Consider the following 14,682-nt stretch of genomic DNA (forward strand, 5'->3'; position numbering starts at 1 on the left):
AACTGTTATGAAAAAAATATTTTTGGTTTTTGTGGTTTTGATGTTTGTTTTTATTTCTTTTACAGGTGTTACAAATTCTTCTACTTATAGAATTGTTGTAGATAAGTCCTACAAATTACTTTTGCTTTACGAGGGTAATAGTATTGTAAATGTCTTTCCTGTTTGTGTTGGTGAACACACAACCGACAATGAAACACCAACTGGCGTTTATAAAATTATAAACAAAACCTTTGATCCAGTTTGGTACTTTGAAGGAAAGGTATATCAACCTTATAAAATAGATAAAAATAATGGACTTGGTATGGTGTGGATGGGTTGGAATCTCCCATCCTATGGACTACATGGCACAAATGAACCATTTTCAATTGGCTTTGCAAATTCTCACGGATGTGTTCGCATGGAAAATAAAGATGCCTTATATATTGCAACAACAATTCCCATAGGCACGCAGATTGAAGTGCGTGAGGGTTCATACAATGACCTTGTAAAGCACCTTGAGGCAATTAATGTCCTTTATGCAGTGAATACGGTTTTAAAAGGCACAAAGTGATTTAGGAGGATTCTTATGATTATTGAATTTGAAGGAAAAAAGCCAAACATTTCAAAAGATGCTGTTATATTTGATAATGCAACAATTATCGGTGATGTTGAAATTGAAGAAAATGCAAATGTGTGGTTCGGTGCGGTTTTGAGAGGGGACATTGGCAAAATCTACATAGGGAAAAACTCAAATATACAAGATAATACGGTCATACACGTTGATGAAGGTACAACGTGCTTCATAGGTGAAAACGTTACAGTTGGACATAATGCAATAATTCACTCAGCAACAATTGGTGAAAATACTCTTATAGGGATGGGTGCAACAATTTTATCAGGTGCAAAAATTGGAAAAAATTGTGTAGTAGGAGCTCAAGCCCTTGTTCTTGAGAATGCAACATTTGAGGATGGCACTCTTATCGTGGGTATTCCTGCAAAGGCAGTCAGAAAACTTACTGAAGAAGAAATAAATGCCCTCAAAGAACATGCGCTTGAATATGTGAAATTATCAAAAAGATATAAAACACAATTTAAATGATTTACTGCTAAGCATAAAAATCTGCTCTTCAATTTTTGGTGATGTTTCGGGCAAGGAAAATCATTTATCTTTTGTCTACCGAAATTACACTAAATCCGCCTTTAAATTCTGCAATTGCATGGGTTTTTGAGCCAGTGAGTTTTGAAAATGCACCTGCAAGGACTCCTCTCATAAAATTGTTTGTTGGTTTTGATCCATTCAGGACTGCTGATTCACTTTCAAAATCGTTATAAATTTTCACAAGAAGTTTTCCTCTTTCCAAAGACAGTTCAAGAATTTCAGGAATACCCCAGCCTGTGAAAAGTGCCGTTTTTGCTGCCACTATCGAGGGTATAACTTCTTTTTGTGCGCCTAATTTGATGTATCTTTCTGCTACCTTCTCACCATAACTATATCCAAACCAATAAACAAACTCTTGTGCCATTCTTTCGCCCATTATGTTCCCTGTTGATTTAATCATGTAATCGGGAAATGCCTCTACATCCATCAATATCCAACGCTTATTAAAAAGTATAATTTTTCCTTCCTCATTTGTAATTTTATTTGTTGTATCGATTCCAATTTGCTTTAAAAGCATTTCGTATTGCTTTTTTAATTCATTCATATTTTCCTCCATGTATAGTTTGCAAACGAGATAATTTTATAATGATTTTTGGTCTTGTCAATATCAAAGTTTTATTTTTCTTTAAATAAACGACTTCTTGTCTTTTATATCTAAGTCTATTAAATTTCGTTAATTTGGTATTGACTAAAATGATATTTTTCTTATAATTCCTTTAAATTCCTGCGAAAGGAGAATATATATGAAAGGCACAATTGTTAATGTAATTACTGTGCTTGTAGGAAGTACGCTTGGGCTTATAATTGGTGAAAGGTTTCCGGAGAGAGTTAAACATATTGTTATCCAATCTATTGGCCTTTTTACTATACTAATAGGTATTACAATGATTATAAAATCAACAAAGTTTATTGAAATATTTCTTTCTCTAATTCTTGGAAGTATTACTGGAGAGTTACTTCGTCTTAATGAGGGATTAGAGCATTTGATGGGGAAAATTAAATCTAAAATATCACCAAATTCACCACATTTTGTTGAGGGCTTCATAACTGCAACTCTTGTCTTTTGCGTTGGTGCAATGACTGTTGTAGGCTCAATTCAAGAAGGTCTCACTGGTGATGCAACACTCCTCATTACAAAATCTATAATGGATGGAATTACCTCTCTTACGCTTGCTTCAGGTTTGGGTATTGGCGTTATGTTTTCTGCAATTTCTGTTTTTGTAATTCAAGGAAGTTTGACGCTCCTGGGTTCAAGATTACTATTCCTTACACAGGATGTTTATATAAATAACTTTACGGGTCTTGGAGGCGTACTTATTCTTGCAATTGGGATAGAACTTTTGAACATTCAGAAAATTAAAATTCTTAATATGCTTCCTTCTCTTGTGTATCTTCCATTTGTAATTTACATTTCAAGTTTGTTGTGAAGATATAATGGCTTTTTGATTTGTAATTTCAAGAAGATTTGTAAAAGTTTTAAATCAACTTAATATTCCTTAATTTTGGGGAGAAAGCATCCTTTCCTCAGTTCTACCTCTAAAGTAATAAATAAAGTAACCGTGAAATGGAGATCTGAAGGGTACCTTTACAATATTTAATGAATATACTGCACCCTTCAATACTCTTCGTTTTTCGGGAAGAGTTAGATGGGGAGTCTTGTTAATCCCCCTCTATTAAAAGAGGAGATTCCTCAGTCGCTCACGCTCTTTCGGAATGACGAAACGATGTCATTTTGTGCGCGTTGAGAAATCTTATGTTGGTTACAACGTTTCACCATTTCAAATGTAGTGGGAAATCTCCAAGGTTTAGAGGGAATTAAAAAGTATAAGTTCATACACTCTACTATTAGTTAAAGGGTTTTTTTACATTTTTAAATGACATATAAGGTTTTCCACAGGTTATAAACAATCACTTAAGCGTTGTGAAAATTGCTGTGGAAACAAGAAAGCCTCATTAAATGCATGTCTTAATACTATTATATTCAGGTAATAATTTATGACACTAATTCTTAACTTATCCACATTTTGCTGTGGATAAGTGTGGATAACTGTGGAAAAGTCCTTTATAATTTCTTTAAAAGATAAGGTTTAGATGTAATTTTCTTTCCTTAAAAATTGGAAAATTTTACCAATTGTTCAACACTGAGTCTAAACATTGAATAATTTATGATAATACACTAATTTAAAAAGGCTCTCTTTGCAAAGAGAGCCAAAGGAGGACAAAAATGAAAAAAAGTGTAGATTTACTTATTTTGGGTCTTCTTTTATCTGGTTTTTTACTCTTTCTATTGCTTCCTGAAGCGTCTTTTCATCTGCAAGGTAGTAGTGGTTAACTGCATTTAAGTTCTCATCAAGTTCATAAACAAGCGGAATGCCTGTTGGAATATTGAGGTGTGGAATTTCTTCGTCGGAAATGTTATCAAGATATTTTACAAGTGCTCTTAAAGAGTTTCCGTGTGCAGCAATAATAACTCTTTTTCCTTCTTTTACTAATGGTGCAATAGTTGAATGATAATATGGAAGCACTCTATTGAGTGTATCTTTCAAAGATTCAGAAAGTGGAATTTCATCGTCTTTCAAATCTTTGTATTTTGGATCGAACCTTGGATTCCTTGGGTCATCTTTTTCAAGCGGTGGAGGTGGTACATCATACGATCTTCTCCACAAAAGCACTTGCTCTTCTCCATATCTTTTTGCCATTTCTGCCTTGTTTAATCCTTGGAGTGCTCCATAGTGCCTTTCATTTAATCTCCAATGTTTGTACTCTGGTATCCACATTAAGTCTATATCCTCAAGCACAATCCAGAGGGTTTTAATTGCCCTTTTCAAAACAGAGGTAAATGCTACATCAAATACATATCCCTGTTCTTTTAATAATTTAGCAGCAAAGTGAGCCTCTTCAACTCCTCTTTCAGATAAATCTACATCGGTCCATCCAGTGAATCTATTTTCTTTGTTCCATTCACTCTCACCATGCCTTAATAAAACGAGTTTATACATTTTCTTCACCCTTCCTTTCCTTAAGATACATTAGAAGCATTTGAATATCAGACGGTCTTACACCTGTAATTCTCATTGCTTGTCCAATTGATTTTGGCTTTATTTCCGATAGCCTAATCCGTGCCTCTTTCGAGAGCGATGGTACTAAATTATAATCAATATCTTGAGGAATTTCAAAGCTTTCAAACCTTAAAAATTCTTTTGCTTTGTTCATCTCACGCTGTATGTACCCTGCATATTTTGCCTCAATTTCAATTTCTATGAGGATTTCATCGTCAATATCTGCAAATCTTGAGTCAAGTTTCTTTAATGTATCCTTTGTGAAGTCCTGTCTTTTTAGAAGGTCAAAGAGAGTTAATGGTTGGTTAATTTCCTTAACATCAAGTTCTTTCAATTTTTCAACATTTTCCTTATTTGGATATATTGTTGTCTCTTCAAGGATCCTTTTGACTTCTTCAAGTTTTTGTTCCTTTTCCTCGAATATTCTAAATTTCCATTCTTCAACAACGCCAATTTCATAGCCCTTTCTTGTGAGTCTCAAATCGGCGTTGTCCTGCCTTAAAATTTGCCTATACTCACAATGAGATGGTGTAATTCTGTATGGTTCAAACAGTTCTTTTGTCAATAAGTCATCAGTCATAACGCCAAGATACGCTTCATTTCTTCTTAATATGAATGGTTCTTTCCCTTGAACTTTTAAGGCAGCATTAATGCCTGCAAGAAGTCCTTGTCCTGCTGCTTCATCGTATCCAGTTGTGCCGTTTGGTTGTCCTGCAATAAATAGGCCTTCGATGAGTTTTGTTTCGTATGTAAGATTTAATTGAGTTGGTATTATGTAGTCGTAGTCAATGACATAGGCAGGTCTTATTATCTCAACATTTTCAAGACCGGGGATTGTCCTTAAAACCTCAAGTTGCATATCGTAGGGCATTGACATGTACATTCCCTGCATGTACATTTCGTTTGTGTTAAAACCTTCGGGCTCGAGGAAAAATTGGTGTCTTGTCTTATCTGGGAACCAACGCACCTTCTCTTCCATTGAAGGACAGGTTCTTGGACCTGTTTTAACCATAAGCCCCGCAACCGATGGTGAAAGGTGCATGTATTTTCTTGTGATTTCTATTGTTTTTTCATTAGTCCAGCCAAGATATGACGGAATTTGATTTTCATATACCTTTGGCTTATTCCAGAAAGAGAAATGAAGTGGTATAAAATCTCCACGCTCTTCTTCAAATTTGCTTAAATCAATTGATCTTTTGTCTACTCTTGGGGTTGTGCCTGTGTTAAATCGTGACATTTTAAAACCAAGTTCTTTCAATTGATCTGACAGTGCATTTGAAGGTGGCTTGACCCATCTTCCTGCTTCCATTGACCATGAGGAAATGTAAATTCTCCCCCTTAAATATGTGCCTGTGGTTAGTACAACTGCATCAGCATAAAAGATGCTTCCATCTGCAACTTTTACTCCTTTTACTTTTCCGTTTTCAATAATGAGTTTTTCAACAAGCCCTTGTCTTAAGTGTAAGTTTGGTTGGTTTTCAAGACGCTCTTTCATTTTTCTTGAGTAAGCCCACTTGTCAGCCTGCGCTCTCAAACTCCATACAGCAGGACCTCTTGAGGTATTAAGCATCTTAATCTGGGTTAATGTTTCATCTGTTGTCATAGCCATTGCGCCGCCAAGGGCATCAATTTCTCTTACAACTTGTGATTTTCCAGGGCCGCCAATAGCAGGATTGCATGGCATCCAGCCAATACTATCGTTATCAATCGTAATAATTAATGTTGGGACACCCATTCTTGCTGAAGCAAGTGAAGCCTCAACGCCTGCGTGTCCTCCACCAACAACAATTACACCATAATATTTTTCCTTCATCATAGTTTATATTATACACGTTTAAGCCATATTCGTAAAGTTTGAATTGAGAAGAGGTTTTTATATAATTTGATTTCAGCATATAATTTCATGTAAGTGTTTTAATGTACTTCTTTGAAAGAGGAGTGAATGGACGAGATTAAGATTTCGCAAATTATTCGATCAAAAAGGAAGACGATTGCACTTATTATTAATGATGATGCAACGCTAATCGTTAAGGCACCTAATAAGACAACGGATGAAGAAATTTACCAAGTTATAAAGGAGCATAGGAGATGGATTAAAAAGCACATCGAAATTGTAAAACACCTTGAAAAGAAAGAGGAAAAGCAATTTGTCCCAGGAGAAAGTTTCTTACTTCTTGGAAGACCTTACAGACTTTTCCTTGTAAGCGATGCGGAAACTCCACTTAAGTTTGATAAAGGTTTTTATCTTGACGAAGGGTATAGGGAGAAGGCAAGGGATTTATTCATCGATTTCTATAAGAAAACTGCAAAAGGTATTATCGGTGAGAGGGTCGAATACTATTCGAAACTTACAGGAATAAAGTATAAAGGCGTTAAAATTACCAGTGCAAACAAAAGGTGGGGAAGTTGTTCTAAGGATAACAATTTGAGTTTTACATATAAACTTGTTATGGCGCCACTATCAATTATTGATTATGTGGTTGTGCATGAATTGTGCCATGTTGTTGAACATAACCATTCAAAGGCTTTTTGGGACAAGGTAAGAACAATTATTCCAAATTATGAAGAGGCAAAAAGGTGGCTAAGAGAAAAAGGACACTTACTTGATATCTGAAAGGCGGTTTAAAATGGAATTGAATTCTTATGAATCGGCAATTGAATTTTTGGCAAGAAACAACATTTACCCTGTGATGAAAAATTCAAAAGTGTATATAACAGGGAAAAATGCAAAAAATCTTGATAAGGGAAAAGCAAAGTTAATTATTGAAATTCTTTCAATTAAAAGCCCCACAGATCTTGAAAGAGTGAAAAATGATTTAAGGAATGCAAGAAAAAAAGCAAATTCACATGTTCCTATAAAGGATTGGATTGAAAGTGAACGTCCAAGAGAAGCACTTCTTAAGAATGGTGCAGAAACGCTCTCCTTATCGAAACTACTTGCAATAATTTTGAGGACAGGTTCTGATGGAGTTAGTGCTGAGGAACTTGGGAAGAGGATTTTGAACAAGTACAAAAGTTTGCGTGCACTTGATGAAGCACCATTGAAAAATTAATGAAGATTGATGGCGTCGGTCTTGCAAAGGCAACACAAATCAAAGCAGCGCTTGAGATTGGTAAACGCCTCATTAGGGAAAAGGCAACTGAAATCAAGAGAATTCGCTCTCCGAGGGATGGTGCACAATATGTCATTGCAGAGTTTTCACCATACTTGAGAGATAAAAAGCAAGAATTCTTTTTAATTGTTCTCCTTGATAAGAAAAACAAACCTATAAAGACAGTTGAGATAAGCAAAGGAAGTATTGATACAAGTATTGTTGATCCAAAGGATGTGGTAAAACATGCCACAGTTAATTCTGCAAGTGCTCTAATTCTTGTGCATAATCATCCCTCCGGTGAGACGGAACCATCGGACGAAGATGTGTTTTTAACCAAAAGGCTTATTGAGGCACTAAACTTTGTAAATATTAAGGTGCTTGGCCATATCATTCTTGGTAAAAATCCCGAGGACTACTTTAGTTTTGCAAGTAATGGTCTAATTTATACGCCATTACATTAGTGGTTTTATTATTTCTCTTGAAATTATCTTCGTTGTGTAAGAGTAAGGTTTTACGGTTCTATCAATTATTTTTACCAGTACAATTCCAACTGAAAGAAAGGCAAGAGTCGTTAGGAATACTGTGAAATCTTTTAAGTTCGAGATTCTCATATTATAGCGAAATTCAAGAATAGAACCAATTGCTGCTCCGATTATAATAAAAATCATTGGTATGCCATAAACTATAAACATACCTCTATTCAAGTCTTTTTCGCTAAACTCAAATTCTACATAATCTCCAATTTCTGCATCAATTGTATTTCTTACCCAAATTGTTTGTCCATCTTTTAGGGAATTATTAGAGCAACTATCTTTCAACGCACACGAAGAGCATTCAGACTCACGTGGAGCAACGACTTCTATATATTCACCACGAATTACTTTAACTGTTCCTGTTCCCTTCATATTTTATCTCCTTCCAAATTGGCACAACTTTTTTAACTTCTTCTATAATCCACTTTGCCGTTTCAAAGCCTTCTTCTCTGTGTCTCGAAGAGACACCAACAAAAAGGGAAGTTTCTTTTAACGGAATGTCGCCCAGCCTGTGAACAATTATTACATTAAGAATACCCTCCCTTTTTTTGGCTTCTTCTTCGATCTTTTTAAGTTCTTGAACTGCCATCTCCTCATATGCAGTATATTCAATTGAAGAAACATTACCATCGAGAGATCCTTTTCTTGGTTCGCCAAGAAATACGACAATGCTTCCAGCCTCATCATTTCTTAAAAGTTCGGTAAGTTCAAACTCGTTAATCTTATCCTTAGTTAATTTAACCATTATCCTCCTCCAACAGGTGGAATGATTGCAACTTCTTCATTGCCCTTTAATTCATAATTCAGGGTTTTATATTCTTTATTGACTGCAAAAGCGCAGGTGTTTAGAACTGATGCAACTTCAGGAAAAGTATTTGCAAGTTCATTCTTAAGAGCACTTAAAGAGCCCGTAAAATCAAATTCAATAAAATCTTTGTTTAAAATTCTTTTTACTTCACCAAAAAAAAGCACTTTAATCACATAATATTATAACTCAAAAAGTAATACTTTGTAATGTGTAAAAAGATGTTTTGTGTTAAAATGTGTTAAAGGAGGTAGGGATGGGCAAGGAAAAGATAATTTTAAGCGCAATTTTAATTTTGGTAATCATTTTCGTAGTTTTAATGTTAGTTTTTTACCCGAAACTTCCCTTGACCCTTGCAACTCACTTTGATGAAAAAGGTAACCCAAATGGATTTATGAGTAAATTTGAATTTTATGCCTTTAGTATCCTTGAAACCATTTTGTTGCCTTTGCTACTTGTTTTCATAATAAGAATTGATCCCCTGAGGAAGAATATTGAGCAATTTAAAGATATTTATTACGAGTTTATCCTTTTATTTGTTGTGTTTTTGGGGGTAATAAACTTTCAAACAATTCTTTATAATGTTGGCTTAAAATTGTCCATTAATGTAACTGTTAGCGTTTTAAGTGGTATATTATTTTATGCAATCGGTATATTATTGGAGCACACTAAGAGAAACTGGTTCATAGGGATTAGAACTCCTTGGACGCTTTCTTCAGACTTAGTTTGGGCAAAGACGCATATAGTTGGAGCAAAGGTTTTCAAAATATGCGGAGTGCTTGCTCTTATTGGCGCATTCTTTAAAAACTATTCGATTTATTTTATTATTGTGCCGATTATTATTTCTTCAGTTTATTTAATCGTATATTCTTATCTTGAATATAGTAAAGAAAATAAAAATGCAGTATAATTGAAACATAGGAGGTATAATATGCCATTAGTAAGAACAGACGAATTATTTAAAAAGGCATACGGCAAGTATGCGATTGGTGCGTTCAATGTAAACAATATGGAGATTCTTCAAGGCGTGATTGATGCTGCAAAAGAAGAGAGATCTCCAGTAATACTTCAAATTTCAAAAGGTGCAAGAAACTATGCAAAACTTGTTTATCTTATGAAACTCATCGAGGCTGCAACACAGGATGCCCCTGAAGTCCCAATTGCAGTCCATCTTGATCACGGTGATTCATTTGAACTTTGTAAGGAAGTAATTGATGCAGGATTTACTTCAGTTATGATTGATGGTTCACATTTGCCTTTTGAGGAAAATGTTGCCTTAACCAAAAAAGTTGTTGAATATGCCCACTCAAAAAATGTTGTTGTAGAAGGTGAATTGGGAAAACTTCAAGGAATTGAAGAGCATGTCGTTTCGAACGAAGCAGTTTATACAGATCCTGATAAGGCAGTAGAATTTGTTGAAAGAACAGGCGTTGACTCTCTTGCTATTGCAATTGGTACATCACATGGTGCATACAAATTCAAGGGAGAGCCGAAACTTGATTTTGAAAGGCTTCAGGAAATTGCAAGAAAGTTGCCTAATTTTCCACTTGTTTTGCATGGTGCCTCATCTGTTCTTCCTCAGTATGTTGAGAAGATCAATAAATATGGTGGAAACATTGGTGATGCAAAAGGTGTCCCAGAGGATATGCTAAGGAAAGCAACAACCATGGGTATCACGAAGATTAACATTGATACCGACCTTAGACTTGCAATGACTGCAACAATAAGAGAAATCTTTGCACTCCACCCAGAGGAATTTGATCCGAGAAAATACCTTGGACCTGCAAGAGATGAGATAAAGAATCTTGTAAAACATAAGATGAGAGATGTCTTAGGCTCATCGAATACGATTTGAGAAACCGATAAGTCATATACAGGGGAGGTAAAACTCCCCTTGTTTCTATTTTAGAAAAACTTTATAAAAGACCGAGTAAGTTATAATGTTTTGAAGTGTCAAAGCAACCCCAACTTTGGAAAATTCCCAAAAAGTTATAGTATGCCCTACTTTTTCACTTTTTTGTATTGCAATGATGTTTGATGCGGCTCCTAAAATTGTTAAGTTTCCTGCAATAGTTGTTCCTGAAGAAAGTGCCATCAAACTTTGTATTGAATTGTCTGCAAATGGAAGTAAAAGGATTGCTGCCGGGACATTTGATACAAGTTGGCTAACAAGTATGCTTGTGATAAAGATCGAAATTCGTCCCATCTCTTGTAAATTCAAGCTTTTTATCGTATTCTGAACTATACCACTAAGAAAGACACTTCTCATGAGGATAAACATAGAAATGAAAAATAAGAGAGTTTTATAATCAACCTCTTTTATAAGTTCAATGCGTCTATTCGAAAATATGATAATTGGAAGCGCGGAAATTGCTGCAATATACACAAGTGGAAAATCGTAAGAAGGATTAATGTATGCAATAGAAATCTTTGCAAGTATTAGGATAATAAGAATTATACTTGAAAAAGATACGATTTTTGCAAGCTTAATATCTTGAATTTCAACAAGTTCATGTGTGAGATCCTCTTCATGGAATTCATTTTTGTAGAAAAGCTTTAATATGAGATATGTAAAGATCAAGTTTACAATCATTGGGATAAAATTGAACTTAAAAAATGTTACAAATGGATTTGGTACTTTACCTAATACAGCAATGATAAGGTTTTGAGGATTACCTATTGGAGAAAACGTGCTGCCAATTGTAACAGAGAATGCAACCGTAAGAAGTATTAATTTGGGGCTAATTTTATGATTTCGTGAGAGGATCAAACCAAGACTTGTGCCAACAATTGCAATTGTATCGTTAGTAAATATGGAAGACAAAATGCCAAATACGAATATCATCTGAAGTATCAAGGTATCTACGTTTTTGGCATTTTTAAATACTTTGAATGAAAGAAATTCAAGTAAGCCGCTTAACTCAAAAGCACTGCCAATGACGAACATAAAGAAAAGAAAAAATATAATCTCGAAGTTTATTGAAAAAATTGCATCTTTAATGGAAATCTGCCGAAGAATAATTGAAAGAAGTGCGCCTGTGGCCATTGCCTGCCACATTTCAACTTTAAAGCGTCCAAAGTTTCTAATCGAGATAACCGCTACAACAAGTAGGAGAATTATCAAAGGTATCATATGATAAATTATAAACGAAAATTATCCGTGTTTCTTTGTGTTAAGATAAATTAATAAAAATTGAGCGGCCTTTCTGTTAATGTGTGACAACGCACAATATACCTGAAATAATTTGTTTTTGTGTATTGCAAATATCTGAAAAAGGTGTATCATAGGTTACTATCGTAAAAAGATAGAATTTTTTAAGAAGGTTGGTAAGTTAGAATGGAAAGATTCAAAGGAACAGTCAAGTGGTTCAACGCACAGAAAGGATTTGGTTTCATTGTCCCAGATAATGGAAGCAAAGACTTATTTGTTCACTACTCTTCAATTAAGGCTAACGGTTTTAGATCCTTAAAAGAAGGCGACAAGGTTGAGTACGAAGTAGAAAGAACTGACAAAGGCGAAAAAGCGGTTAACGTTACAATCATATAGTTTGACCTATTGATTGAAGATTATGCCCGGGTAAACCCGGGCATAATTAATATTTAAGATGGAATAGACTCTCTCAGCACTCTCTGTTTTTTATGGCTTTTAGGGGTAAGTTAGAAAGGGGATGTGCCCCTTTCTAATGAACGTCATCCCGAACGAATGTGAGGGATCTCCAAAACTTGAGGGGGGAAAAGACCCCCTCAACACTCCCCAAAAAATAGTAATTTGTCATTTCGACGAACGAATGTGAGGAGAAATCTCCGCCTTTTAAGGGGGAGTTAGAGGGGGAGCTTTGTTAATCCCCCTCTAACTAAAAGAGGGTATTCCTCAGTTGCTTGTGCTTTTTTAATGAGTTTTTATTTGTAATTTCGAACTTATGTAAAAAAACGCCTTGGTTCTGTTTAAAATTAGAGGGCATAAGTATGCCTTATAATTATTTTATTATTCCTAATTTCTTTCCTGCTTTTTCAAAAATCGTTAAGGCTCTATCGATTTGTTCTTCTGTGTGAGTTGCAATATAACTTGTTCTAAGAAGCGAATCATTTGGTTGCACAGCAGGTGGGAATACCGGGTTTGTATAAACTCCAAGATCAAATAACTCTTTCCACATCATTACTGTTTTCCATTTGTCCCTTATATACACAGGAATTATGGGAGTATTACTTGTTCCAATATCAAATCCCAATTCTTTGAGACCTTTTCGCATTCTATTTGCAATATTCCACAGGTGTTCAATTCGTTCTGGTTCCTCTTGCATCACATGAAGGGCTGCAAGTGCTGCCGCAGCAGATGAAGGCGTCATTGCAGCAGAAAATATGAATGGTCTTGCATAATGCTTTATGTAATCAATCACTTCTTTATCGCCTGCAATAAATCCCCCCAAACTTGCAAAAGACTTACTGAAAGTACCCATTATAAGATCAACATCGTTTTCCATGTTGAAATAATTTGCAGTACCACGTCCGTTTTTACCCAAAACACCAATTGAATGTGCATCATCAACCATAAGGCGTGCACCGTATTTCTTTTTTAACTCAACAATTTGCGGAAGTGGTGCAATATCCCCTGCCATTGAATAGACACCATCAATTACAATTAGTTTTCCTGCTTCCTCTGGTATTTTTTGTAATACTTTTTCAAGACTATCAACGTCATTATGGTCGAACCTTGAAAATTTTGCATGCGACATACTCCATCCATCAACAATTGATGCATGGTCTTCTTTGTCCATAATTGCATAATCTTTTGGAGAAAGAAGTGCAGAAATTGTTCCTAAATTTGTCTGGTATCCAGTTGAAAAAACAATAACTGCCTCTTTATTTAAAAATTCTGCAAGTGCTTCTTCAAGTTCCCTATGTATTTTTAGAGTGCCATTCATAAATCTTGATCCTGTTGCAGAGGTTCCATATTCATCAATTGCCTTTTTTGCTGCTTCCTTTACTTTTGGGTGGTGCGTAAGTCCAAGATAATTGTTTGAGCCAAGCATAATGATTTTTCGTCCATTGTATGTAACTTCTGTGCCCTCAGTCCCTTCGAAAGGGAGAAAATATGGGTAAAGTCCACGTTCTTGTGCAACTTTTGCGTCATAAAGCGCACTATTTTCTTTAGGATTATAACATTTTTCAAATAGATCCATCATATCACCTCAAACTATTTTACATTTTTTGGAAATTTTTACAAATTAGTTTTTTAGTTCGAATGGAATTTTCACATTTGTTTTATCCTTTTCAAGTATTTTAAGATATGTGTAATTTTCGTCAACTTCGACTTGAATTCCTGGTGTTTCAGGTTTTGCGATAAACTCTTTTGGGAGTGCAATTACAAATCCATTTAAACATCTCCCATTAACTAAAATTATTTTTTTGTTTAAATCTATTTCAAACTTTGCGCTAAAAAGATTTTGAAAGAATTCGGCAAAATAACTCATAGGTTTTATTTGGATTTTGCCTTCATTTTTAAGATTTATCAAATTTAGAAAATATTTTCTTAATGCATCTTCGTATAGAGGGAAGTCATATGGGTGCGAATAAAAAAGCCTAACTGTTTTGGTTTTAATAGCATAATTCGTAAGGTCATTTAAAAATTTCTCGACTTCTTTACTACTTACTCCACCTTGATACATCTCGTAGAGAGATGCATATTTCTTATACGAGGTTATCGGGAATGCAACTATATTAGAAGAAACCATTGAACCGTTTAGGAAGGTCCTGTTTGGTACGGATCCGTTATCTCCTGTATAGTAATACGAATTAAATCCTTCGCTTTCAAGAATTTTTGTAACTACTTCTGGATGGACTCCATTAGGTGCAGAATATTCCTTAATTTTATATCCAATAATATTTTCAAGACATTGGGTATTCTTGTCTATGTAATTTTTTCCTGACTTTATCACTTACTCTTCATTTTTGAGTATTTTTATCTAAAGAATGTAGTATTTATGTAGCTGTAATTTTTTGTTTTTTAAAATTGTAGTAGCAATATTTTATCATTTATTTCTTGTTTTTGCTT

The 14,682-nt window shown here is 34.8% G+C and carries 18 protein-coding genes; 9 read left to right on the forward strand and 9 right to left on the reverse strand.

Annotation, left to right across the window (positions count from 1 at the left end; genetic code table 11):
• The first annotated feature begins 7 nt into the window (after positions 1–7).
• Both CSE_RS01555 and CSE_RS01560 read left to right on the forward strand, forming a co-directional pair.
• On the forward strand, positions 8–550 hold the full coding sequence (locus CSE_RS01555) for a L,D-transpeptidase (protein ID WP_014452871.1): 543 nt from the start codon (positions 8–10) through the stop codon (positions 548–550).
• 15 nt (positions 551–565) lie between these two features.
• A complete protein-coding gene (locus CSE_RS01560) occupies positions 566–1,078 on the forward strand; it encodes a gamma carbonic anhydrase family protein (RefSeq protein WP_014452872.1) in 513 nt (170 codons plus the stop codon).
• 64 nt (positions 1,079–1,142) lie between these two features.
• Here CSE_RS01560 and CSE_RS01565 read toward each other — a convergent pair whose 3' ends face one another.
• The gene (locus tag CSE_RS01565; RefSeq protein ID WP_041726019.1) at positions 1,143–1,682 is read right to left on the reverse strand and encodes a XylR N-terminal domain-containing protein; all 540 of its coding nucleotides are present in this window, start codon (positions 1,680–1,682) and stop codon (positions 1,143–1,145) included.
• A 199-nt stretch (positions 1,683–1,881) separates the two neighbouring features.
• Between CSE_RS01565 and CSE_RS01570 the strand changes: the two genes are divergently transcribed.
• Positions 1,882–2,565, forward strand: a complete 684-nt coding sequence (locus CSE_RS01570) for a DUF554 domain-containing protein (protein ID WP_014452874.1) — start codon at positions 1,882–1,884, stop codon at positions 2,563–2,565.
• 819 nt (positions 2,566–3,384) lie between these two features.
• Here CSE_RS01570 and gpmA read toward each other — a convergent pair.
• Entirely contained in the window at positions 3,385–4,137 is a 753-nt protein-coding gene (gene gpmA / locus CSE_RS01575) for a 2,3-diphosphoglycerate-dependent phosphoglycerate mutase (protein WP_014452876.1), read from the reverse strand.
• Positions 4,130–6,013, reverse strand: a complete 1,884-nt coding sequence (gene mnmG / locus CSE_RS01580) for a tRNA uridine-5-carboxymethylaminomethyl(34) synthesis enzyme MnmG (protein ID WP_014452877.1) — start codon at positions 6,011–6,013, stop codon at positions 4,130–4,132. Before mnmG ends, gpmA begins: the two co-directional genes overlap by 8 nt.
• A gap of 126 nt (positions 6,014–6,139) precedes the next feature.
• Between mnmG and CSE_RS01585 the strand changes: the two genes are divergently transcribed.
• Genes CSE_RS01585 through CSE_RS08495 form a run of 3 tightly spaced genes read left to right on the forward strand, consistent with a single transcriptional unit; the run spans position 6,140 to position 7,753 of the window.
• Positions 6,140–6,811, forward strand: coding sequence for a M48 family metallopeptidase (locus tag CSE_RS01585; RefSeq protein ID WP_014452878.1), 672 nt, complete (start codon positions 6,140–6,142; stop codon positions 6,809–6,811).
• 13 nt (positions 6,812–6,824) lie between these two features.
• Complete coding sequence (locus CSE_RS08490; RefSeq protein WP_197535277.1) at positions 6,825–7,250, forward strand: UPF0758 domain-containing protein; 426 nt, start codon at positions 6,825–6,827, stop codon at positions 7,248–7,250.
• Positions 7,250–7,753 carry a JAB domain-containing protein gene (locus CSE_RS08495; protein WP_014452880.1) on the forward strand — a complete coding sequence of 168 codons (504 nt, stop codon included), beginning with the start codon at positions 7,250–7,252 and terminating at the stop codon, positions 7,751–7,753. Before CSE_RS08490 ends, CSE_RS08495 begins: the two co-directional genes overlap by 1 nt.
• On the opposite strand, the gene CSE_RS01595 is transcribed toward CSE_RS08495, so the two are convergent.
• From CSE_RS01595 to CSE_RS01605, 3 genes are read right to left on the reverse strand one after another with little or no spacing between them, the layout of a single operon-like run.
• Complete coding sequence (locus tag CSE_RS01595) at positions 7,745–8,197, reverse strand: SoxR reducing system RseC family protein (protein ID WP_014452881.1); 453 nt, start codon at positions 8,195–8,197, stop codon at positions 7,745–7,747. The genes CSE_RS08495 and CSE_RS01595 overlap by 9 nt on opposite strands.
• A complete protein-coding gene (locus CSE_RS01600; RefSeq protein ID WP_014452882.1) occupies positions 8,175–8,570 on the reverse strand; it encodes a molybdenum cofactor biosynthesis protein MoaE in 396 nt (131 codons plus the stop codon). The genes CSE_RS01595 and CSE_RS01600 overlap by 23 nt, the downstream gene beginning before the upstream one ends.
• Positions 8,570–8,806, reverse strand: a complete 237-nt coding sequence (locus CSE_RS01605) for a MoaD/ThiS family protein (protein WP_014452883.1) — start codon at positions 8,804–8,806, stop codon at positions 8,570–8,572. Before CSE_RS01605 ends, CSE_RS01600 begins: the two co-directional genes overlap by 1 nt.
• Positions 8,807–8,886: 80 nt before the next feature.
• Here CSE_RS01605 and CSE_RS01610 point away from each other — a divergent pair, with 80 nt between their 5' ends.
• Both CSE_RS01610 and fba read left to right on the forward strand, forming a co-directional pair.
• Positions 8,887–9,540, forward strand: a complete 654-nt coding sequence (locus CSE_RS01610; RefSeq protein WP_014452884.1) for an SdpI family protein — start codon at positions 8,887–8,889, stop codon at positions 9,538–9,540.
• A 21-nt stretch (positions 9,541–9,561) separates the two neighbouring features.
• Positions 9,562–10,485, forward strand: coding sequence for a class II fructose-1,6-bisphosphate aldolase (gene fba, locus CSE_RS01615; protein ID WP_014452885.1), 924 nt, complete (start codon positions 9,562–9,564; stop codon positions 10,483–10,485).
• 45 nt (positions 10,486–10,530) lie between these two features.
• Here fba and CSE_RS01620 read toward each other — a convergent pair whose 3' ends face one another.
• Positions 10,531–11,763: an SLC13 family permease gene (locus tag CSE_RS01620; protein WP_014452886.1), complete on the reverse strand. Its 1,233-nt coding sequence runs from the start codon at positions 11,761–11,763 to the stop codon at positions 10,531–10,533.
• A gap of 204 nt (positions 11,764–11,967) precedes the next feature.
• Between CSE_RS01620 and CSE_RS01625 the strand changes: the two genes are divergently transcribed.
• On the forward strand, positions 11,968–12,177 hold the full coding sequence (locus CSE_RS01625) for a cold-shock protein (RefSeq protein ID WP_014452887.1): 210 nt from the start codon (positions 11,968–11,970) through the stop codon (positions 12,175–12,177).
• Positions 12,178–12,607: 430 nt separating this feature from the next.
• Here the strand turns inward: CSE_RS01625 and CSE_RS01630 are convergent, their stop codons facing one another.
• Complete coding sequence (locus tag CSE_RS01630) at positions 12,608–13,810, reverse strand: aminotransferase class I/II-fold pyridoxal phosphate-dependent enzyme (RefSeq protein WP_041726021.1); 1,203 nt, start codon at positions 13,808–13,810, stop codon at positions 12,608–12,610.
• 45 nt (positions 13,811–13,855) lie between these two features.
• Positions 13,856–14,566 carry a polysaccharide deacetylase family protein gene (locus CSE_RS01635; RefSeq protein ID WP_014452889.1) on the reverse strand — a complete coding sequence of 237 codons (711 nt, stop codon included), beginning with the start codon at positions 14,564–14,566 and terminating at the stop codon, positions 13,856–13,858.
• Positions 14,567–14,682: the final 116 nt, after the last annotated feature.

This window comes from Caldisericum exile AZM16c01, from assembly GCF_000284335.1.
In the GTDB taxonomy this organism is placed as follows: Bacteria; Caldisericota; Caldisericia; order Caldisericales; family Caldisericaceae; genus Caldisericum; species Caldisericum exile.